Origin of the sequence: Cryobacterium sp. Hb1 (assembly GCF_004403585.1) — a bacterium.
Lineage (GTDB): Bacteria > Actinomycetota > Actinomycetes > Actinomycetales > Microbacteriaceae > Cryobacterium > Cryobacterium lyxosi.
In genome coordinates this window covers 1-18,474 of sequence record NZ_SOHI01000033.1, presented here as the reverse complement: position 1 = coordinate 18,474, position 18,474 = coordinate 1, and the positions used below count along the sequence as shown (strand labels likewise).

General features: G+C 66.2%; 20 protein-coding genes. 10 read left to right on the top strand and 10 right to left on the bottom strand.

Translation table 11 applies throughout. The features are described from left to right. Positions 1-289: 289 nt before the first annotated feature. Entirely contained in the window at positions 290-442 is a 153-nt protein-coding gene (locus E3T38_RS16790) for a hypothetical protein (RefSeq protein ID WP_166805530.1), read from the top strand. A gap of 14 nt (positions 443-456) precedes the next feature. Here the strand turns inward: E3T38_RS16790 and E3T38_RS14345 are convergent, their stop codons facing one another. Both E3T38_RS14345 and E3T38_RS14340 read right to left on the bottom strand, forming a co-directional pair. Then, positions 457-1,224, bottom strand: a complete 768-nt coding sequence (locus tag E3T38_RS14345) for an MBL fold metallo-hydrolase (RefSeq protein WP_134548819.1) — start codon at positions 1,222-1,224, stop codon at positions 457-459. A 65-nt stretch (positions 1,225-1,289) separates the two neighbouring features. Continuing rightward, positions 1,290-2,345, bottom strand: a complete 1,056-nt coding sequence (locus E3T38_RS14340) for a 2,3-butanediol dehydrogenase (RefSeq protein WP_134548818.1) — start codon at positions 2,343-2,345, stop codon at positions 1,290-1,292. A 155-nt stretch (positions 2,346-2,500) separates the two neighbouring features. On the opposite strand from E3T38_RS14340, the gene E3T38_RS14335 reads away from it, so the two are divergent. Continuing rightward, a complete protein-coding gene (locus E3T38_RS14335) occupies positions 2,501-3,289 on the top strand; it encodes an NUDIX hydrolase (protein WP_134548817.1) in 789 nt (262 codons plus the stop codon). On the opposite strand, the gene E3T38_RS14330 is transcribed toward E3T38_RS14335, so the two are convergent. The 3 genes from E3T38_RS14330 to E3T38_RS14320 all read right to left on the bottom strand — a co-directional run bounded on the left by E3T38_RS14330 (position 3,286) and on the right by E3T38_RS14320 (position 6,637). Beyond that, a complete protein-coding gene (locus E3T38_RS14330; RefSeq protein WP_134548816.1) occupies positions 3,286-4,236 on the bottom strand; it encodes a hypothetical protein in 951 nt (316 codons plus the stop codon). The genes E3T38_RS14335 and E3T38_RS14330 overlap by 4 nt on opposite strands. 188 nt (positions 4,237-4,424) lie before the next feature. Next, positions 4,425-5,294 carry a universal stress protein gene (locus E3T38_RS14325; protein ID WP_134548815.1) on the bottom strand — a complete coding sequence of 290 codons (870 nt, stop codon included), beginning with the start codon at positions 5,292-5,294 and terminating at the stop codon, positions 4,425-4,427. Positions 5,295-5,581: 287 nt separating this feature from the next. Further along, positions 5,582-6,637 (bottom strand): zinc-dependent alcohol dehydrogenase family protein, encoded by a 1,056-nt coding sequence (locus tag E3T38_RS14320; protein WP_134548814.1) that lies wholly within the window; start codon positions 6,635-6,637, stop codon positions 5,582-5,584. A 258-nt stretch (positions 6,638-6,895) separates the two neighbouring features. Here E3T38_RS14320 and E3T38_RS14315 point away from each other — a divergent pair, with 258 nt between their 5' ends. Together E3T38_RS14315 and E3T38_RS14310 are read left to right on the top strand one after the other, a co-directional pair. Continuing rightward, a complete protein-coding gene (locus E3T38_RS14315) occupies positions 6,896-7,750 on the top strand; it encodes a universal stress protein (RefSeq protein WP_134548813.1) in 855 nt (284 codons plus the stop codon). A gap of 62 nt (positions 7,751-7,812) precedes the next feature. Continuing rightward, entirely contained in the window at positions 7,813-9,573 is a 1,761-nt protein-coding gene (locus E3T38_RS14310; protein WP_134548812.1) for a GAF domain-containing sensor histidine kinase, read from the top strand. Here E3T38_RS14310 and E3T38_RS14305 read toward each other — a convergent pair. Both E3T38_RS14305 and E3T38_RS14300 read right to left on the bottom strand, forming a co-directional pair. Beyond that, positions 9,473-10,159 carry a response regulator transcription factor gene (locus tag E3T38_RS14305; protein WP_134548811.1) on the bottom strand — a complete coding sequence of 229 codons (687 nt, stop codon included), beginning with the start codon at positions 10,157-10,159 and terminating at the stop codon, positions 9,473-9,475. The genes E3T38_RS14310 and E3T38_RS14305 overlap by 101 nt on opposite strands. Positions 10,160-10,252: 93 nt before the next feature. Further along, a complete protein-coding gene (locus E3T38_RS14300) occupies positions 10,253-10,561 on the bottom strand; it encodes a metal-sensitive transcriptional regulator (RefSeq protein ID WP_134548810.1) in 309 nt (102 codons plus the stop codon). Between the two features lie 134 nt (positions 10,562-10,695). Between E3T38_RS14300 and E3T38_RS14295 the strand changes: the two genes are divergently transcribed. The 5 genes from E3T38_RS14295 (at position 10,696) to E3T38_RS14275 (ending at position 15,573) form a co-directional block, all read left to right on the top strand. Next, on the top strand, positions 10,696-10,920 hold the full coding sequence (locus E3T38_RS14295; protein ID WP_134548809.1) for a heavy-metal-associated domain-containing protein: 225 nt from the start codon (positions 10,696-10,698) through the stop codon (positions 10,918-10,920). Further along, the gene (locus E3T38_RS14290; protein WP_134548808.1) at positions 10,920-13,148 is read left to right on the top strand and encodes a cation-translocating P-type ATPase; all 2,229 of its coding nucleotides are present in this window, start codon (positions 10,920-10,922) and stop codon (positions 13,146-13,148) included. The genes E3T38_RS14295 and E3T38_RS14290 overlap by 1 nt, the downstream gene beginning before the upstream one ends. 181 nt (positions 13,149-13,329) lie before the next feature. Then, positions 13,330-14,997 carry an FAD-dependent oxidoreductase gene (locus E3T38_RS14285; protein WP_134548807.1) on the top strand — a complete coding sequence of 556 codons (1,668 nt, stop codon included), beginning with the start codon at positions 13,330-13,332 and terminating at the stop codon, positions 14,995-14,997. Beyond that, on the top strand, positions 14,994-15,296 hold the full coding sequence (locus E3T38_RS14280; protein ID WP_134548806.1) for a rhodanese-like domain-containing protein: 303 nt from the start codon (positions 14,994-14,996) through the stop codon (positions 15,294-15,296). The genes E3T38_RS14285 and E3T38_RS14280 overlap by 4 nt, the downstream gene beginning before the upstream one ends. 1 nt (position 15,297) lies before the next feature. After that, on the top strand, positions 15,298-15,573 hold the full coding sequence (locus E3T38_RS14275; protein ID WP_104200213.1) for a metal-sensitive transcriptional regulator: 276 nt from the start codon (positions 15,298-15,300) through the stop codon (positions 15,571-15,573). A 137-nt stretch (positions 15,574-15,710) separates the two neighbouring features. Here E3T38_RS14275 and E3T38_RS14270 read toward each other — a convergent pair whose 3' ends face one another. From E3T38_RS14270 to arsB, 3 genes are read right to left on the bottom strand one after another with little or no spacing between them, the layout of a single operon-like run. Further along, positions 15,711-16,349 carry an arsenate reductase ArsC gene (locus E3T38_RS14270; RefSeq protein WP_104196774.1) on the bottom strand — a complete coding sequence of 213 codons (639 nt, stop codon included), beginning with the start codon at positions 16,347-16,349 and terminating at the stop codon, positions 15,711-15,713. Positions 16,350-16,351: 2 nt separating this feature from the next. Next, complete coding sequence (locus E3T38_RS14265) at positions 16,352-16,756, bottom strand: arsenate reductase ArsC (RefSeq protein WP_104127764.1); 405 nt, start codon at positions 16,754-16,756, stop codon at positions 16,352-16,354. 25 nt (positions 16,757-16,781) lie between these two features. Then, positions 16,782-17,846, bottom strand: coding sequence for an ACR3 family arsenite efflux transporter (gene arsB / locus E3T38_RS14260; protein WP_134548874.1), 1,065 nt, complete (start codon positions 17,844-17,846; stop codon positions 16,782-16,784). Between the two features lie 146 nt (positions 17,847-17,992). Between arsB and E3T38_RS14255 the strand changes: the two genes are divergently transcribed. Beyond that, positions 17,993-18,352 (top strand): helix-turn-helix transcriptional regulator, encoded by a 360-nt coding sequence (locus tag E3T38_RS14255; protein ID WP_134548805.1) that lies wholly within the window; start codon positions 17,993-17,995, stop codon positions 18,350-18,352. Positions 18,353-18,474: the final 122 nt, after the last annotated feature.

Sequence of the window (18,474 nt, the reverse complement as noted above, 5' to 3'; positions counted from 1 at the left end):
AACGACTGGGTGAACGCCAAATTGCAGCGCCCCAAGAACCATACTGCTTGGTCTGTTTTGTCTGCAACTTGTCGGCTCGGGCCGGTGCTCGAGCGGAAGACGGCACGGTGAGGCTGCGCGCATAACTCCTGCAATTTCTAACCCGTGATGATCAGATCCGCGTAATGACGGGCGAGTGGAATATCTGTCGAGACAGATTGCAGGAGTTATGGCGTGGAACGGGGTGTGAGGTACGGATAGGGTTCACTAAGGAGTCACCTCCCGGTTTCACGTGATTGGAAAATGCACCATGGCTCAAAACCCTAAACAGAGCAACAAGGTTGCCCGAACGGCCAGCTCGGGCATTAAAAATGCCCGGTTCAGCGCTGCAGCAGACAGTGCCGGTGCCAGAGCCCGCGCCCTGGCGGCCCGCGCCCTGGAAAACAAGAAGCCCGGCAGGTAGCGTCGCGAGCTCGGTCAGTGCGTGGCGCGCAGGTAGGCCAGCTGCGCCCGAACGGATGCCTCGGCGGCGAACCGCACCGCGGCATCCGTTTGCGAGTAGACCAGATCGGTGACCTGGGCCACGGTCGCCGCCGAACCGAGGGTGTCGAGCGCGGCGCGCACTTGGTCAAGACGCTCGTGGCGATGCGCGAGGTAGGCCGAGCAGATGGCCGCGAGGTCGGGCAGCACCGGGCCGTGCGCGGGCAGCACGATGGCCGGCCCGAGCACGCGCAGGGCCTCGAGCGAGGTCAGGTAGTCGGCGAGGGCGCCGTCGATGATCGACGTTCCGCGGCCGAGAATGGTGTCGCCGGTCAGGACGGAGCCGGTGGCGCCGTCGCCGGGCAGGTGCAGGCAGACCGAGTCGTCGGTGTGCCCCGGCATGGCCAGAATGCGGATGCTGGTGCCGGCGGCCGCAATCAGCTCCCCGTCGCCCAGCGGGTCGCCATTCACGCAGAAGGCCGGATCGAAGGCCCGCACCGGGGCCCCGGTGAGCTCGGCGAATCGAACGCTTGCGGCCGTGTGATCGGCGTGCCGGTGGGTGATCAGCACGAGTTCGACCCGTCCGGCGGCGGCAAGGGTTGCGAGGTGTCCCTCATGCAGCGGCCCCGGGTCGACGACGACGATCGTGTGCGCGTCGGGCGCCTTGATCAGGTAGCTGTTGGTGCCGTCGAGCGTCATCGGACCGGCATTTGGCGCGAGCAGGCTGCGGGTGAGCGGACTCGTGCGCATGATGTCGTCGGGCATAGCTGGCAGCTTACTGCCGCCAGTGGCGGCGCCCCGAGGCTCGAGGCGCCGCCACTCGGCACTGGTCAGGGGTGAACGATGATCTTGACCGCGGTCTCCTTGTGGTTGATCAGGGTGTCGAAGCCCTGCGTGATGAGGTCATCGAGTGCGATGCGACCGGTGATGAACGGCGCCAGCTTGACCCGCCCGTCTTGCACGAGCTTGATGGTCGCCGGGTGGTCGCGCACGTAAGCGATCGTTCCACGCAGGTCGATCTCTTTGAGCACGAGCTTCTGCATGTCGATGGTGGCCGGCTTACCCCAGATCGACACGTTGACGATGACGCCGGCGGGGCGAACAGCGTCGAACAGCTGGTCCAGTACAACGTTCACGCTCGTGCATTCGAAGCAGACGTCGGCGCCGTTGCCCCCGGTGAGTTCCCGCACCCGAGCGACGACGTCTTCCTTACTCGGATCGAGCACGTGATCGGCCACGCCGGTGCCTCGTGCCTTCTCCTTGCGTGCCTCGCTGAGTTCGGACATGATCACGGTCAGGCCCTCGGCCTTGAGGACGGCGGCGACGAGCAGGCCGATCGGGCCGGCCCCGCCGATGAGGGCAACATCGCCGGCTTTGGCGCCACTACGCACGAAGGCGTGGTGGGCAACGGAGAGCGGCTCGATCAGCGCCGCTTCATCCAAGGGGATATCGCCGATGGCGTGTACCCAGCGGCGGTCGACGACGACCTGCTCGCTGAGTCCTCCGCCGCCGCCGGCCAGCCCGATGAAACCCATCTTCGTGCACAGGTGGTAGTTGCCGGCCAGGCAGGGAGCGCATTCATTGCAGACGAAGTAGGGTTCGACCACGACGTGGTCTCCGACCGCGAGGTCGGTCACTCCCTCGCCAAGCGCGCTAATGGTGCCGGAGAATTCGTGGCCGAGCGTGACCGGCTCCTCTTCGTGGGAGAGCGGGTGGGGGTGCCCCTCGGCCGGAATGAAGATCGGCCCGTCGAGGTATTCGTGCAGGTCTGTTCCGCAGATTCCGCACCAGGCCACGTCGATGGTGACGGCTCCTGGTCGAAGTTCGGGGGCGGGAATGTCCTCGATGCGGATGTCTGCTGGGCCGTGAAAACGCGCTGCTTTCATGATGCCTCACTACTCCTTGCGCCGAAACAGCGACAATACCCTCGTGGCACCGGCGATACTCTTCGGCGTGTTTGCAGCCTACTCGCCGGGTAGCAGTGAAGGCCCGGCGTTAGGGTGGGGAAAGCCTGCCCGACTCGACACCCGAAGGACCAGCGATGACGCGAGACACCGACCCAGTGCCAGCACATATTGGAGTCGCTGCCACGGTGGTCTTGCTGCGTGACAGTGCCACCGGACCCGAGGTGCTGCTGCTCGAACGCCCCCGTCATCGAGGGTCTTTCGCCGGTGCGTGGGTGTTTCCCGGCGGCGGCGTCGACCCGGGCGACCGGCGGGCAGCGGATGAGGCCGCGCCGGCTGGCCCCACCAGTGCGGGGGAGAAGACGGTCGACCGCAGCTCGGTGGGCCTGCCCGACGGGCTTGGCCCGGCTGCGAAAGCGGAGGCCGTCGAACAGCTCGCCGCCCGTCGGGCTGCCGTGCGTGAGGTGCGGGAAGAGACCGGGCTCAAGGTCGTGCCCGAGGCGCTGATCGCGACGGCGGTGTGGGTGCCTCCGCGCAGCGCCCCAAAGCGACTACGCACCTGGTTCTACCTCACGACCGCGCCGCCCGGAACCATCGTGCTCGCCGAGGATGAGGTCATCGATTACACCTGGCTGCGGCCGGCCGAGGCGCTGGAGCGGCACGCATCCGCTCTTATGACCCTCGTGGCGCCGACCTGGGTCACCCTGCACGGGCTGCAAGGTGACGGGTCGGTGGCCGAGATCATGGCGCGTGCCCAAAGGCGCGCCGTGGCACACTACGAAACCCGGCTCGGTACGAGCGAGCGGGGGTCGGCGCTGTTCTGGGCGGGGGATGTCGCCTACGCCGATGACGCGCTCGCCGAGCAGGCCGGCGGTCGTCACCGCCTGGAAGTCGGCCAGGTACCGTGGGTGTACAGCGTGAGCTAGCCGGCAGCCTTGACGTCCGGCAGGAGCGACACGGGCGCACAGTCCTGGCCGCCGACGAAGTTGAGGCAGTCGTCGAACATCACCGAGAACGGTTCGAGGGTCGAATCCCCGAACCAGTCGTTATAGAACAGCCAGAAATTGAGGTTGCCGTAGGTCGAGCATCCGTCGCCGTCGTCGCCGGCATTCGCGACGGCAACCGCGTTGGGCTGATAGGGCGTGTAGTTATACAGGTTGGCGGTGGCCTGGTTCTTGACGCCGACGGTGGAGGCCCCGCATTCGGCGTTGGGGTTGAAGCCCACGTCTACACTGCCGATTTTGAACGCCCGATCGGGCTCCTGGGTGTACTGCCGAAACTGCCAGGCCGCGTTGTAGACCTGGTTGAAGAAACCGAAATATTGGGCGTCACAGTCCGCGGTATCCGGGCAGCCGTAGCCCGTGGCGCGCAGATAACCGGATGCGCTCGGTCGGGTCAGCAGGGATTGTTCCTTCTGCAGCAACACCAGCAAGACCTTGGGGCTGACCGTGCAGGCCGCCGCGATCTTCGCGATGATCCGGGCGGCCGTTTCGTTCTCGGCGCCGATGTAGGGCTGGCAGTGCCCATCACCCTGGGCCGGCTGGCTGGTCGTCGTTTCGCGAAACTCCCAGAGGCAGGGCACGCTGTCGCTCGGCCGGCAGGAACGCTGTTCGAGAAAATCCTGGATGCCGCTCTGGGTGAGGGCGTCCGGATTGAAGAAGTTGAAGTCGCTGATGATGAGGCCGGGGTCGAACACAGCGGGGTCGGTGGTTACCGGGTCCGTCGGGTCAGCCGGGTCAGCCGTGGCGGCCGACAGCGGTGCGGCGGCGACCGGCTCCGGCGGCAAAGCGATGAGCGTCGCCGCAAGCCCGATAAGGGCCATCCCGGTCGCCAGAATGCGCAGGTGACGACGGGGCAGCGCGAAAGTGCTCATACCAAAACCCTAACCGGCCTCGGCCGGTTCGCAGCAGGCCTGCGAGATGTGAACGTTCGTTCGTCTCGGCACTCCGCCGAGAAGTGGGCACTTGTTGCTAGGGGTGCCACCGTCTTCAACGAGTGCCGCGAGCTCGCCCGGCGGCTTCGCCGGTCTCCACCACCCGACCTGCGCGCGGCGCCTCCCAATCAGATGCGCGGAGCGGGAATGACCACCATGGGCGACTGGATGTTCAGCACAATCGAGTGGCTCACCGAGCCGAGCAGTAGTTTCGAGATGCCCTTCTGCCCGTGGTCGCCCACGACGAGCAGCGCGGCTCCACGGGAAGCGTCGAGCAGCGCCGATTGCGGGGCGCCGCGCACGAGTGAGGGCCGAATCGAGAGCGCCGGATAACGGCGAGCGACGGTGACCAGTGCTTCGTCGAGAATGCGCCGATGGGACTTCTCCAGCGTCTGCAGAAACCGAGCGTCGGGTTCGGTCGTGTCGCGCCAGACCAGCGGCTCCTGCCACGCGTGGATCGCGTGCAGTTCCTGGCCGGTGCGGTCGGCCTCCTTCGCGGCAAAGCCCACGGCGGCGTTCGAGGCCGCCGATCCGTCGACACCGACCACGACGCCGGCATGGTGTGTGCTGTCGCCCTCCGGAATAATCGCGATCGGTCCCCGAGCCGAACCGGCCAGTCGGGCCCCCATCGACCACTCGTAACGCAGGGTCGACCCGCGACGACGGTGCGTTCCCACCACAACGATGGTGTCGGTTTCGCTCAACGCGCGCAGTTCGGTGACCGGGTCCCCGGAACGTAGATCGGCGTGCACGGTGAGATCCGGGTATTTTGCGCTCACCCGGTCGGCAGCGTCCTTGAGTACTTCGCGGGCGCGCACGGTGGTGGACTCCTCGGCGAAGTAATCCGCCGACGATACCGTTCGGTCGAGGATGCGCACCAGGGTGAGCTCGCCATCGTTGCAGCGGGCGAGTGACCAATCCAGGGCCGCCCGAGCGGGGTCCGAGCCATCCCACGCGACCACCGTCTGGTTCCGTGTGAGCGTGTGCGTGTGCGTCATGAGCTCAATCCCTTCTACGGTGGCGGGCCACGAGCGGGAATGTCGTGTGAACGTCACCAACGAGCATTCTTCACCTTAGCTATCACCGGTGCCCGCGAGTAGGGCCTTAAGTCACGTCTGGTGGTGATTCACGCGGCGAACCTCGCCCGGCGCCAGAGCGATACTCCTGGTCACTGGAAAACTCACACGATCGGCCCCCGCCTCGAAGCGGGGGACGCCGGACATCGATTCGCAGACGAGCAGAGTGCGCAGGAAAGCCTCCCAGGAAAACCTCCGGGAATACCTGGTCAGCGGGAGATGACGACCTTGAGTGCCTTGGTTTCGGCGGCGCGGCTGAAGGTGTCGTAGGCCTCGAGAAACTGGTCGAAGTTGAAGTGGTGCGTGGCGAGTTTCTCAGCCGGCAGCTTCTTGCTCGCGACGAGCCTGAGCAACATTTTGGTGGTGTTGGCGTTGACCAGCCCCATGCTGATGTTGATGTTTTGAATCCAGAGGGTTTCGAGGTGGAGGTCGACCGGTTGGCCGTGCACGCCGACGTTGGCGATGTTGCCGCCCGGGCGCACGATCTCGGTGGCCATGGTGAAGGTCGCCGGAATGCCGACGGCCTCGATCGCGACGTCGACGCCGGCGCCGTCGGTCAGTGCGAGCACCTGGTCTTTCCAATCAGCGGCGCCGGAGACGACGGTATCGGTCGCGCCGAAGTCGCGGGCGCGCTCGAGACGGTTCTCGTCCAGGTCGATCGCGATGATGCTCGCTGCGCCGTAGAGGCCGGCGGTGGCAATGGCGGCCAGGCCGACCGGGCCGGCGCCGATGACGGCGACGACATCGCCGGGCTTGACCCGGCCGTACTGCACGCCGATTTCAAAACCGGTCGGCAGAATGTCGCTGAGCATGACGCCCTGGTCGTCGCTGACGCCCTCCGGTAGCTTGTGCAGGGAGTTGTCGGCGTAGGGCACGCGCACGAACTCGGCCTGGGTACCGTCGATCAGGTGGCCGAAGACCCAGCCGATGCCCGACGCGCCCTCGTCGCCGAGGCAGTGGGAGTAGAGGCCGTTGCTGCAATTACTGCAGTGTCCGCAGCTCTTGATGCACGAGATGATGACGCGGTCACCGACTTTCAGGTTACTGACTGCTGAACCGACCTCGGTGATGGTGCCGACGCCCTCATGGCCGAGGATGCGCCCGACGGTGACAGCGGGAACGTCACCCTTGAGAATGTGCAGATCGGTGCCGCAGATCGTGGTCGTGTCCACGCGCACGATGGCATCGGTCGGGCTGTGCAGCGTCGGGTCGGGAACGTCGGTCCAGCTTTTTTGGCCGGGGCCACCATAAACGAGTGCCTTCACGAGTTTCTCCTCGATTCTAAAGAATATGGGCGGGCAAAAAACCCCTTGGAGTCACGGTACGACTGAACGGTCACCGGCGACTAGGGCCGAAAGTCCCGCCCGGGCGCGGCCGCAGAATGGGCACCCAATCGGGACTTCCGGCCCTACGTGTTGGCGCGGGCGGCTGACAGAATAAAGGCGAGGCGATGGGGCATCAGCTCCTCCTTCGTGGCGGGAGACTCCACTGCTGCGACCTGCGATCAAGAACGAGGTAGAGCAATGAACCGGATGATTGTGGTCGGCATCGATGATTCGGCTGCCGGCGAGACCGCCCTCGCGTGGGCTATGGCCCGAGCCGCCAACGTTAAAAGTCCGGTGATGCTCATGCACACCGTGTACGAAACCTGGCTGGCCGACGGTTACGGCTACTACGACAGCATTCTCGACGCCGAGAAGAAACTGCTCGCCGAGGCCGCTGCCCGCGCCGAGGTCCTCGCGCCCGCGGTCACCACCCAGACCGAGCTGCGCACGGGCAGTGCGCCGCGCGTTCTCAGCGAGTTGTCGAAAGACGCCGGCCTCGTCGTCGTCGGAACCGATCAAAAGGGCCGGGTCGAAGGCGAATTGTTTGGCAGTGTGAGCCTGCAGATCGCGGCACTGTCCACCTGTCCGGTCGCCGTCATCCCCTCGCTGCCCGAAACCGAACGCTCCGGCGTCTACGTCGGCGTCGACGGCTCCGCGGATTCGATCGCCGCCGTGGCGTTCGCCGCCGCCGAGGCCGATCGTACCGGTCAGGAACTCTATGCCCTCTACGCGGTGCACCTGCCGAATCGCCGCGTGCTGCGCAGCATCCCCGCCGACGCTGTGACCGAGCGCATGGAAGAGGAACGTGTGGTGCTCGCCGAGTCCGTGGCGGGTCTGACAACTCAGTACCCCGACTTGGTGGTGCACCAGGTTCTCGAGACCGACGAATCGCCAGCCAGGGCGCTCGTTGCGGCCGCCCGCACGGCCCAGTTGCTCGTCGTGGGCAGCCGGGGCCGGGGCTCGCTGCAGCGCTTGCTGATGGGGTCGGTCAGCCACGAGGTGCTGCTGCACATCACCTGCCCGACAATTGTCACCAGAACCACCCATAAATAGCTTCACCGCCCTGAAGTCGTGCCACAGTTAGACCACCAGGCGGCACAAGGGCGGGGGCGACTATGACGGATCCGACCGCCGCCGAACTCGCCCTCACCCAGGACCGCATGCGCGGTCTGCTCGACGCCGTCGTTTCGGTGGCCGAAGACCTCAGCCTGGAGGCCGTGCTGGAACGCGTCACCATCGCGGCCTGCGAGCTCGTGCAGGCGCGGTACGGTGCCCTGGGCGTAATCGGCACGGGTCAAGCCCTGAGTCACTTCATCACCGTGGGCTTCGACGAGGAGACCGTTCGGCAGATCGGGGCGCTTCCGGTCGGGCACGGCGTGCTCGGGCTGCTCATTCGGGAACCGCACCCCCTCCGTCTGCATGACCTGCACGACCACCCGGATTCCTTCGGTTTTCCCGCCCATCATCCGCCGATGAAATCGTTCCTCGGCGTTCCGGTGCGGGTGCGCGACACCGTCTTCGGCAACCTGTATCTCACCGAGAAGGAGGGCGGTGGCGACTTCACCGACGAAGACCAGACCCTGGCCGTCGCGCTCGCCGCGGCCGCCGGTGTCACGATCGAGAACGCGCGTCTCTACGATGAGTCCCGCGCCCGCTCACGCTGGCTCGAGGCGGTCGCTGCGATGGGCCGCGACCTGCTGCGACCCGTTGACGGCGAAGACAACGGCCTCGACCTTGTCGTTCAGCGGGCACTCGCGGCATCCGGCGCCGACCTGGCCGTGATCGGGTTTCCTACCGACGACAGCCTGTACTGCGCAGCCGCAGCCGGCACGGCGCAAACCGGTGCTGCCGCGTCAGCGCTGGTCGGTACGACCGTGCTGCTACAGGCCGGCGTGCTGCGTGAACTGCAGGCCACCGGCCGGTCTGTCACGCTTCTCACGCCGCCCCTGCAGAATGCGGATGCCGCGCCCGGCTCGGTTACCGCGTGGTCGCACCTGGGGTCAACGCTCATTGCCGCCCTGGGGCCAGCCGGGGAAGGGCAGGGCGTGATTCTGCTGTCGCGGGCACCGGCATCCGCTGCATACAGTCTTACCGATGTCGAGATGAGTGCGGTCTTTGGCACCCAGCTGTCGCTCGCCCTCGAACTGGCCTCGGTGCATCGCATGCGTGAAGAGCAGGCCGTGCTGGGTGACCGTGATCGTATCGCCCGCGACCTGCACGACCTGGTCATCCAGCGGCTTTTCGCCGCCGGCCTGAGCATGCAGAGTCTGCGGCGGTTCACCAATGATCCGATCGCGCTGGACCGCATCAACGCGGTTACGACGGAGCTCGATGACACCATTCGGGAGCTGCGCGACACGATCTATTCGCTGCGCGGAATGGCGCAGGACACCGACACGCTGAGCAATCGCATTCTGGCTGTGATCAAAGAGGGAGCGGCGAGCCTGCCGTTCGCGCCGCGCATCCGCTTATCGGGGCCGATCGATGCGTCGGTGTCCGATGACCTCAGCAGCAGCCTGCTGGCCGTGATCTCGGAGGGGCTCAGCAACGCGGCGCGGCATTCCCAAGCGAGCACGATCGACATTTCGGTTGACGCTCAGGGCGATCGTTTCAAGCTGGTCATAGCCGATAACGGCTGTGGTTTCAGTAAGCTCACCCGCCGCAGCGGCCTGGACAACCTCAAGGAGCGCGCGACGCTGCTCGGCGGAAAGTTCTCTGTGCGCAGCGTTGTGGGCGAGGGAACGCGGCTGCGTTGGTCGGCACCGGTTCCGGAAGTTACCGTTGGTGTTCGTCTCCACGTTTCGCAACGTACACGGCAGCCTGGGTTCGGCGCTGAAAATCCAGTTTCGCCAGCATCGAAGACACGTAGTTCTTGACGGTCTTTTCGGCCAGAAACATGGTTTGACCGATCTCACGGTTGGTCAAGCCCTCGCCGATCAGGTCGAGCACCTTGCGCTCCTGCGCGGTGAGCGACGCCAGGCGGACGTCTTGTGGATCGGCCAGTCCGGCGATGATGCCCGCCTTGACCGCGGGATCGAACAGGGATTCACCGTCGGCAGCGCGGCGGATCTTGCCGAGCAGGTCGGTGCTGCGAATCTCTTTCAGTACGTAGCCGGCCGCGCCTGCCAGCACCGCACCGCGCAAGGCCTGCTCGTCGTCGTAGCTCGTGAGAATGAGACACTGCAATGCCGGATCGACCGAGCGCACGTCGCGACAGACCTCGATCCCGGTGCCGTCGGGCAGGCGGGCGTCGAGAATGGCCACGTCGGGGCGCAGCTGCGGGATCAGGACGGTGGCTTCCGCCGCCAGGCCGGTGTCGGCGACGACGTCGAAACCCTCGCCCTCGAGCAGTTCACGCAGGCCGCGACGCACCAGCTCGTGGTCGTCGAGGATGAAAACGCGGATGGGAACGGCGGGTGTTGCCCCGGCCGTTGTCTGGGGCGCGCTGTGCGGCAGGTTCATAATGGTCCTTCCCGAATGAGCACGCTGGCTCCATGCGTATAATCAGTGTCGCGCGCCGCTCGGCCCGGCGACTAGGGCCAAAGGTCCGGTCCTCTAAGAACGCACCAACCGCGCGATGGCCGCCGAGGCCTCCTGCAGCTTGGCCTCCGCTTCGGCACCACCGGCCATGGCCGCGTGCAACACGCAGTGGGTGAGGTGATCATCGAGCAGGGCCAGAGCGACTGATTCGAGGGCGCTCGTCATGGCGGAAATCTGGGTGAGAATGTCGATGCAGTATTTGTCGTCGGTAACCATGCCCTGCAAGCCGCGAGCCTGGCCCTCGATGCGGCGCAGGCGCTTGAGGTAAGCATCTTTGTTCGAGATGTAGCCGTGCGGACCGTCGTGGGTCTCGGAATCGCTCATGGCCCTATCCTCTGCGTTGCTCGTGAACCCCAGCCTCAATTGTACCCCCTCGGGGTATAGTTTGAGCAACGGTACCCCCAAGGGGTATGCTCGAATGAATACCCATTCGAGGTACAAGACAGTAAGGAATCACCATGAGCATCACGACCGCGTACGGCGTTGACGGAATGACCTGCGGCCACTGCGTCGCGAGCGTGACCGAGGAGATCGGGCTTGTTGCGGGCGCCGAAAACGTCACCGTAGAACTCGTCAAGGGCGGCACTTCAAAGGTCACCGTGACGAGCACGTCGGAACTCGACCGAACCCTGGTCGCCGCGGCCGTTGAGGAGGCGGGCTACCAGCTGGTAGCCGCTGCCTGATGGCCGCTGGCCAACAGGTTGACCTGCTCGTTGGGGGCATGACCTGCACCTCGTGCGCTACCCGCATTGAGAAGAAACTCAACCGCATGCCCGGAGTCGCCGCCACAGTGAACTACGCCACGGAGAAAGTGAGCGTTTTCGTGCCCGCTGGTACGAGCGTCGACGATGCCATCAAGACCATTGAAGCCACCGGTTACACGGCCGCGTTGCCGGCCGTTGTCATTGAAAAAGACGCCGCCTCCCTCGAGGTAGCGTCCCTGCGCCAGCGCCTGCTGATTTCAGCCGCACTGACCCTGCCGGTAATCATCCTGTCGATGATTCCCGCGCTGCAATTCACGAACTGGCAGTGGCTGGCCCTGACCCTGGCGGCTCCCGTCGCCATCTGGGGTGCCTGGCCGTTCCACCGCGCCGCCTGGGTGAACGCCCGCCACGGCGCCGCAACCATGGACACCCTGGTCAGCGTCGGCGTGGTGGCCGCCCTCGGTTGGTCGCTCTACGCCCTGTTTTTCGGCATGGCCGGGATGGCGGGAATGACCATGAGCTTCACGTTCTCGGCCACCCCGGGTAGTGGCGCCGACGAGATCTATCTCGAGGTGGCATCCGCTGTCACCGTGTTTATTCTGGCCGGTCGCTACGCGGAGGCACGAGCCAAGCGCAACTCCGGCGCGGCCCTGCGGGCATTGCTGGAGCTCGGCGCGAAGGAGACCACCCTGCTGCGGGACGGCGTCGAGAGCCGCATCAGTACCGCCCTGCTCGTGGTGGGTGACCAGTTTGTCGTGCGGCCGGGCGAGAAGATCGCGACCGACGGGGTGATCGTCGATGGCTCGAGCGCTATCGATGCGAGCCTGCTCACCGGCGAATCGGTGCCCCTCGAGGTGGGGCCCGGCGACAGTGTTGTGGGTGCCACGCTGAACTCCGGCGGAAGGCTCGTGGTGCGGGCGACGCAGGTGGGCGCCAATACCGAGCTGGCCCAGATCGGCCGACTGGTCGAGCAGGCGCAAACCGGCAAGGCCGAGGTGCAGCGCCTGGCCGACCGGGTTTCCGGCATCTTCGTGCCGATCGTGATCGGGCTCGCCCTGGCCACGCTGGCCGGCTGGCTGCTGGTCGGCGCCGGGCCGGCGATGGCATTCACCGCGGCCGTGGCGACGCTCATCATCGCCTGTCCATGCGCGCTCGGGCTCGCCACGCCGACCGCTCTGCTGGTGGGCACCGGGCGCGGCGCGCAGCTGGGCATTCTGATCAAGGGGCCGCAGGTACTCGAGTCCACGCGCCGTGTCGACACGATCGTTCTCGACAAGACCGGAACGATCACCACCGGCCGCATGACGCTGGCGACCGTGAACGCCTACGAATGTGGTTCTGAAGACGAGTTGCTGCGACTGGCGGGGGCTGCGGAAAGCGGGTCGGAGCACCCGATTGCGCGGGCTATCACGGCGGGCGCGCTGTCGCGGCTCGGCCCATTGCCAGCTTCGTCGGCGTTCGCGTCGGAACAAGGGCTCGGGGTGCAGGCCACGGTTGACGGCCGGCAGATTCTGGTCGGGCGTTCGGTGTGGCTGCTAGACCGGTGGGGGTTGAACGTGCCGATCGAGATGCAGGTCGTGATGGGTACGGCCGAGGGGGACGGCAAGACGGCCGTTCTGGTGGCCTGGGAGGGACGGGTGCGCGGCGTGCTCACCGTCTCCGACACTGTGAAGCCCACGAGCGCCGCTGCCGTGGCACGCTTTCGCACTCTCGGGCTGACGCCCCTGCTCGTGACCGGTGACAATCTCGCGGTCGCGCAGAGTGTTGCGGCTGAGGTTGGCATCACCGACGTGACCGCCGGGGTGCTGCCCGCCGACAAGGCGCGGGTAATCCGTGAGTTGCAGGCGAAGGGGCACGTGGTCGCCATGGTGGGGGATGGGGTGAACGATGCCGTCGCACTGGCTACAGCGGACCTTGGCATTGCGATGGGGTCTGGCACCGACGTTGCCATTGAGGCGAGCGACCTCACCCTCATGCGCAGCGATCTGCTGGCCGCAGCCGACGCCATCCGCTTGTCTCGGCGTACCCTCGCGACGATCAAAGCCAACCTGTTCTGGGCCTTCGCCTATAACGTTGCGGCGATTCCGCTGGCGATGGCCGGTTTGCTCAACCCCCTGATCGCCGGCGCTGCGATGGCCCTGTCGTCGGTCTTCGTGGTGACGAACAGCCTGCGCCTGCGCGGGTTTCGGGTGCTGCCGACCGCCTGAACCGTGCGCGAAAGTGTGTGGGTTCTTTTGGGACGGGGCCCGGGCCCGGAACGTGGGCCCAGTTTATAGACCGGGCCCACGTTCATAAGGTGGGCCCGGCGCGAGCGGATACCGCGCGAGTCGCTACTCCGCCACCTTGTGCGTGGATACCCTATGGGGTATATTTGCACTGGAGGCACACGTGAAAATCATCATTGTAGGCGGAGTTGCGGGCGGAATGTCGGCGGCTACCAGGTTGCGCCGGCTCGACGAGAGCGCCGAAATCATCGTATTCGAGCGTGGACACTACGTATCGTTCGCGAACTGTGGCCTGCCGTATTTCGTGGGGGGAGTCATCCGTAATCGCGATGAACTGCTGTTGCAGACCCCGGAATCCCTCGAGGCCCGCTTCGCGCTCGACGTGCGTATCGATACCGAGGTCGTGCAGATCGACCGAACGGCGCAGACCGTCTCTGTGCGCAACCTGGTCACCGGTGAACAAAGCGTCGAGCGCTACGACCGGCTCGTGCTCGCCGCCGGTGCCTCGGCCCGCTCGGCCGCGATTGTCGACACGGCCATCCCCACCCACACCCTCCGCACCGTCGACGACGTCGACCACATCACCGCGGTGCTCGCCGAAACGAGCGGGGCATGGGCTGTGGTGGTCGGCGGCGGCTTCATTGGTCTTGAAGCCGTTGAAAACCTCGTGCACCGTGGCGTGCACGTGACCCTCGTGCAGCGCGGGCCGCAGATCTTCACCCCGCTCGACCCCGAAATGGCCGCGCCCGTGCGTGATCGCCTGCGTGAACGAGGCGTCGACGTGCGACTGAACACGACCGTGGTCGGTTCCGCCGCGCCAGGCACTGTCGCCCTGAGCGACGGCACGACCGTGCCCGCCGACCTCGTGATCGACGCGAGCGGCGTGCGCCCCGACGTGACCCTCGCCGAGCAGGCGGGCCTTAGAATCGGCCAGAGCGGCGGTGTCTGGGTCGACGGCACCCAGGCCACCAGTGACCCGCACATCTTCGCCGTCGGCGACGGTGTCGAGAAAGCGGATGCCGTCAACGGCTCCGGCACGCTCGTCACCATGGCCGGACTCGCGAACCGCCACGGCCGTTCCGTCGCCGACAGCATCGCCGGCGCCGCCGAGCAGGCCGCCCCGGCCGTCGGCGCCGGAATCCTCGGGATTTTCGGCCTCACCGTAGCCCTGGTCGGCTGGAGTGAGAAGCGCCTGGTCGAGGCGGGACGCGCCCACCGTATCGTGCACACCCATCCGGCCAACCACGCCGGCTACTACCCCGGGGCTGAGGGCATGTCGATCAAACTTCTGATCGACACCGAGTCCGATGCAATTCTGGGAGCGCAGATCGTGGGCGGCGCGGGGGTGGACAAGCGCATCGACGTGATTGCGGTCGCGATGGCGGCCGGGCTGAGCGCATCCGCTTTGACCCGACTGGAACTCGCCTACGCGCCGCAGTATGCGTCGGCGAAAGACCCGATCAACCAGCTCGGCTATGTCGCCGACAACCTTGCGCGGGGCACGAGCGTGAACCTCCAGTGGCATGAGCTGGCGGCGGCGCGCGCGGCGGGCGCCGTGCTCGTTGACGTTCGCTCCGCCGGCGAATTTGCCACGGGCAGCATTCCGGGCGCGATCAACCTCTCGCTCGACGACCTGCGCGAGCGACTCGTCGAGCTGCCACGGGCGCCGCTGATCGTGCACTGTCAGGTCGGCCAGCGCGGCCACACCGCCGCGCGCATTCTCACCCAGCACGGATTCGACGTGCAGAACCTCGACGGCGGCTACCGCACCTGGCTTGCCGGAACGTCTAATCTTGTTGTTTCCCCCACTGTTGAAAGGGTCCCCGTATGAAAGAGATCACCGTCACCGAACTCTCGGTGCTCGACGCGCCAGTCGTCATCGACGTGCGCGAACCGGGCGAGTACGAAGCCGCCCACGTACCCGGCGTGATGCACATTCCGATGGGTGAGATCGTCGAGCGCATAGGTGAGATTCCAGCGGATGTTCCGGTGCACGTCATCTGCGCCGTCGGCGGTCGCAGCGTGCAGGTGGCCGAGTACCTCGCGGCCCACGGTCATGACGCTGTGAACATTGCCGGGGGCACGAAGGCCTGGCAGCAGGCCGGGCTTCCGACCGAGCAGGGAGCCTGAGGTGACGATCGCACACGATGCCCGGGCTACCGAGCAGAAAAAGATCCTGAACCGGCTGCGCCGGGCGCAGGGGCAGCTGACCGCCGTCATTGCCGCGGTCGAGGGCGGTGGCAATTGCCGCGACGTCGTCACCCAGCTCGCTGCCGTGTCCAGTGCGCTCGACAAAGCGGGTTTCGTCATCGTGTCGACTGCGATGCGTGACTGCATCGCGAACCCCGACGACGAGAACTCGCTCACGGTAGCCGAGCTCGAGAAGTTGTTCCTGACGCTCGCGTAGAGAGCGGGGTGCGGGGTATCCGCTCGCTGGGCCCACCTTGTAGCCCCGGGCCCAGTTTATAACCTGGGCCCGGGGACGGGGCCCGGGCCCCGTCCCCAGAAGTGACCCGTGCTCCCCGGGGCTGGAACAGGCGGGACTCAGACCGCGGGGGACACTCCGAGGCCGGCAAGCATCTCGATGACATTGGCCTTGACCTGGTCGCGGATGCGCCGCACCTCGTCGATCGGCTGGCCCGCCGGGTCGACGAGTTCCCAGTCCACGTAGCGTTTGCCCGGATAGATCGGGCAGGCGTCGCCGCAGCCCATGGTGATCACGACGTCGGCCGCCTGCACGACGTCGTCGGTGAGGGGCTTCGGGAACGACTCGTCGAGCGACAGGCCGAGCTCGGTCATGACCGCGACCATCGTGGGGTCCAGCTCCGACGACGGCATCGATCCCGCCGAGCGCACGTGCACGGCCCCACCGGACAGCACGTTGGTGAACACCGCAGCCATTTGCGACCGGCCGGCATTCTGCTCGCAGACGAACAGTACCTCGGGCACCGCACGCTCGATGGCGCCCTTGGCCTGGGCGAGTGCGGTGAGGCGCTCACGCGAAAACCGCGCCGTGCGGGTGGTGAGGTGTGCCTTCACGCTCGAGGTGCGCAGCAGCCCGGTGTAGGACTCGAGCACGTACCGTTCGACGGTTTCGGTGGCGAAAACGCCGTGAAAGCGCTCGGCCAGGTCACCGGCGAGTCGCTTGAGGGACTCTTCGGGATAGCTGAGGCCGGGAAGCATGGTTAGGCCTTGACCGGCAGAATCTCGGCGAGGAGCGCCTCGACGCGCGCCTTGATCTCATCGCGAATGGGGCGCACGCTCTCGATGCCCTGGCCGGCCGGGTCGTCCAGCAGCCAGTCCTCGTAGCGCTTGCCGGGAAAGATCGGGCAGGCGTCGCCGCAGCCCATGGTGATGACCACGTCGGACTGCCTGACGGCTTCGGTCGTGAGAATCTTCGGCACGTTACCGGCGATATCGATGCCCTCTTCGGCCATCGCGGCGATCGCTACCGGGTTGATCTGATCCTTCGGTTCGGAGCCAGCCGAAAACACGTCGACTCGTCCCTGCGCCAGCGCGGTCAGATAACCGGCGGCCATCTGCGAGCGGCCGGCGTTGTGCACGCAGACGAATAGTACGGAGGGTTTCATAGAACGCTTCTTCCTTGAGTGTGGTCTAAACGAGAGAGGATGCCGCGGGCGTCGTCGGCGCGTCGGCCGCGGGCATCCGCTCGGGAAACAGGCGGGGCTTGAGCCAGAGCGCGACGTAGACGAGGGCGACGAGGGCGGGGACCTCGATGAGCGGACCGACGATGCCGGCGAGGGCCTGGCCGCTGAGGGCGCCGAAGGTTCCGATCGCAACGGCGATGGCGAGCTCGAAGTTGTTACCGGCGGCCGTGAAGGCGAGGGTCGTGGTGCGCTCGTACGTCATGCGCAGCAGGCGACCGGTGAAAAACCCGACCAAGAACATCACGGCGAAGTAGACCAGCATCGGCAGGGCGATGCGCGCCACATCACCCGGATGATCGATGACCTGCTGGCCCTGCAGGGCGAAGAGCATCACGATCGTGAACAACAGGCCCCAGAGGGCGAACGGGCCGACCCGGGGCAGGAACTTGGCCTCGTACCAGTCGCGGCCACGCCGAGCCTCGCCAATGCGACGGGACAGATAACCGGCCAGGAGCGGTATGCCTAGGAACACCAGAACGCTCGCGGTGATGGCCCAGATCGAGAACTCGGCGCTCGTGGTCGGCAGACCGAGCCAGCCCGGCAGTATTTGCAGGTAGAACCAGCCGAGGGCGCCGAATGCGACGACCTGGAAGACCGAGTTCACGGCGACGAGGAAGGCTGCGGCTTCGCGGTCACCGCAGGCAAGGTCGTTCCAGATCAGCACCATGGCGATGCAGCGGGCGAGGCCGACGATGATGAGCCCGGTGCGGTATTCCGGCAGGTCGGGCAGAAAAATCCAGGCCAGGGCGAACATGAGGGCTGGGCCGACCAGCCAGTTCAGCAGCAGGGAGGAGACCAGCAGGCGTTTGTCGGCGGCGACGGCACGGGCATCCGTGTAGCGCACCTTGGCGAGCACCGGGTACATCATGATGAGCAGTCCGATGGCGATCGGCACGCTGATCGACCCGATGGTGAAGGCGTGGAGCACGTCACCGACGGCCGGAACGAACACGGCGAGCAGCAGGCCGAGGCCCATGGCGGCGAGGATCCAGACCGGCAGCAGCCGGTCCATTGCGCCGAGCCGGGTGGGTGCTAGTGCTGTGTTGCTCACGAATCTCCAAGTATTGATGACAGCGATTCGCGCTAACATTGATCGTTGTCGATCCTTACGCTAGAGCAGTACATCGACCAATGTCAATCTAAGGAGAGTGTATTCACGTGACGTTTACCCAGATCCTGCCCCTGACCGACATTTCGCGAGCGGATGCCTGCTCCACTCCGCCGACGCGCGCGGCCACCTCCCCTGAGCACGCCGACGCCCTCGCCCATTCGCTCAAAGCCCTCGCCGATCCGGCCCGGCTGCGCATCATCTCGATCGTCTCAGCCCATGCCAACCAGGAAGCCTGCGTCTGCGACCTGACCGACCAGCTCACCCTGAGCCAGCCAACCATCTCGCACCACCTCAAGGTGCTCGTGGAGGCGGGGTTTCTCAGCCGCGCCAAACGTGGAACCTGGTCGTACTACAGCCTGGTGCCCGGCTCGCTGGGCGCTGTCGCCCGGGTGATCTCCGCTATCTAAGTCGCTGCTGTCCAACCTGCGGCCTCCGTTCGACCGAACCGCGGCCGCGCTGCCGTGCCGCGCTGCCGTGCCGCGCTGCCGTGCCGCGCTGCCGTGCCGCGCTGCCGAACCGCTGCCGCGCC

Coding starts and splice junctions, on each gene's coding strand:
- E3T38_RS16790 (WP_166805530.1), top strand. CDS start 290: ATGGCTCAAAACCCTAAACAGAGCAACAAGGTTGCCCGAACGGCCAGC.
- E3T38_RS14345 (WP_134548819.1), bottom strand. CDS start 1,224: ATGCCCGACGACATCATGCGCACGAGTCCGCTCACCCGCAGCCTGCTC.
- E3T38_RS14340 (WP_134548818.1), bottom strand. CDS start 2,345: ATGAAAGCAGCGCGTTTTCACGGCCCAGCAGACATCCGCATCGAGGAC.
- E3T38_RS14335 (WP_134548817.1), top strand. CDS start 2,501: ATGACGCGAGACACCGACCCAGTGCCAGCACATATTGGAGTCGCTGCC.
- E3T38_RS14330 (WP_134548816.1), bottom strand. CDS start 4,236: ATGAGCACTTTCGCGCTGCCCCGTCGTCACCTGCGCATTCTGGCGACC.
- E3T38_RS14325 (WP_134548815.1), bottom strand. CDS start 5,294: ATGACGCACACGCACACGCTCACACGGAACCAGACGGTGGTCGCGTGG.
- E3T38_RS14315 (WP_134548813.1), top strand. CDS start 6,896: ATGAACCGGATGATTGTGGTCGGCATCGATGATTCGGCTGCCGGCGAG.
- E3T38_RS14310 (WP_134548812.1), top strand. CDS start 7,813: ATGACGGATCCGACCGCCGCCGAACTCGCCCTCACCCAGGACCGCATG.
- E3T38_RS14305 (WP_134548811.1), bottom strand. CDS start 10,159: ATGAACCTGCCGCACAGCGCGCCCCAGACAACGGCCGGGGCAACACCC.
- E3T38_RS14300 (WP_134548810.1), bottom strand. CDS start 10,561: ATGAGCGATTCCGAGACCCACGACGGTCCGCACGGCTACATCTCGAAC.
- E3T38_RS14295 (WP_134548809.1), top strand. CDS start 10,696: ATGAGCATCACGACCGCGTACGGCGTTGACGGAATGACCTGCGGCCAC.
- E3T38_RS14290 (WP_134548808.1), top strand. CDS start 10,920: ATGGCCGCTGGCCAACAGGTTGACCTGCTCGTTGGGGGCATGACCTGC.
- E3T38_RS14280 (WP_134548806.1), top strand. CDS start 14,994: ATGAAAGAGATCACCGTCACCGAACTCTCGGTGCTCGACGCGCCAGTC.
- E3T38_RS14270 (WP_104196774.1), bottom strand. CDS start 16,349: ATGCTTCCCGGCCTCAGCTATCCCGAAGAGTCCCTCAAGCGACTCGCC.
- E3T38_RS14265 (WP_104127764.1), bottom strand. CDS start 16,756: ATGAAACCCTCCGTACTATTCGTCTGCGTGCACAACGCCGGCCGCTCG.
- arsB (WP_134548874.1), bottom strand. CDS start 17,846: ATGGACCGGCTGCTGCCGGTCTGGATCCTCGCCGCCATGGGCCTCGGC.